The organism is Haloferax sp. Atlit-6N, from assembly GCF_003383195.1.
GTDB lineage: Archaea > Halobacteriota > Halobacteria > Halobacteriales > Haloferacaceae > Haloferax > Haloferax gibbonsii.
Genome location: NZ_QEQJ01000029.1, coordinates 1 through 858 on the forward strand (window position 1 = coordinate 1; position 858 = coordinate 858).

The window sequence follows — 858 nt, forward strand, 5'->3', positions numbered from 1 at the left end:
CTGTTCCGGTTTTCGTAGCAATTCGTACAGACCGGGACAGCCCCGTCGTTGTCGCCGACGACGCGAGCGACGTTCGGGTCGACCCAGGCATCGCAGTTCCGGCAGTACCCCCCGGCGCGCTTGTCTCCAGTTGAGTTGCGCTCGCGCGCGCTGTGTTCTGAGGTTGCGGTCGCGGTGTGCTGGTGGCGGCTCATCGGCACACCACCTCGCTACCAACTAGTTGTCTGATCGCCGCGTTAAAGGCGATAGGCGTTGTTTTGATCATTGTCGTGCGGTAGCGACCCCACAAGCGTCGGCCGGACCCTAGATCCGGTCGGCGTCTTTTCTGGGAGACACCGATCCGCTCGTGAGCGTCGCATATGTCACCCAAATAGCTCCTCCCTAATAGTTCCAGCGCAGGAAACACCCAACGTAAGAAACGTTACATATCGGTGTTTCCTTAATCCCTTGCCTCATATTGGACAAACAATGCCTGGACCGGAAACGTCGGACAGGGACGTGGATATCTTGAGATACGTACGACTCCGGCCAGAGCCATTTGCGACTGCGCGTGATATCGAACCGAAGACATCTGTTGGGTACAAGCAGACTCGAAACCGCCTCGACGATCTCGTTGAGAAGGGGCTGCTTAACGTTGAAAAAGTCGGTACGGTAAACGTCTATTGGCTGTCTGACGAGGGAAAACGCGCCGTCGCAGACTCCGATCAGTGCTGAGACTCGGTATACCAGACCACTGATTGAGCCCCAATCTCTCTTTTTTGAAGCTCGCCGCGGTCGTGGAGATCGTTCAATCGTTTGTTGATCGTCCGGCGACTCACGGTCGAGAACTTCTCCTGCACGTCCGACGTTGTCACAAAT

At 56.3% G+C, this 858-nt stretch carries 1 pseudogene; it reads right to left on the reverse strand.

Annotation, left to right across the window (positions count from 1 at the left end):
- Positions 1-194 (reverse strand): annotated as a pseudogene (locus DEQ92_RS24200) (hypothetical protein); the annotation flags it as partial.
- Positions 195-858: the final 664 nt, after the last annotated feature.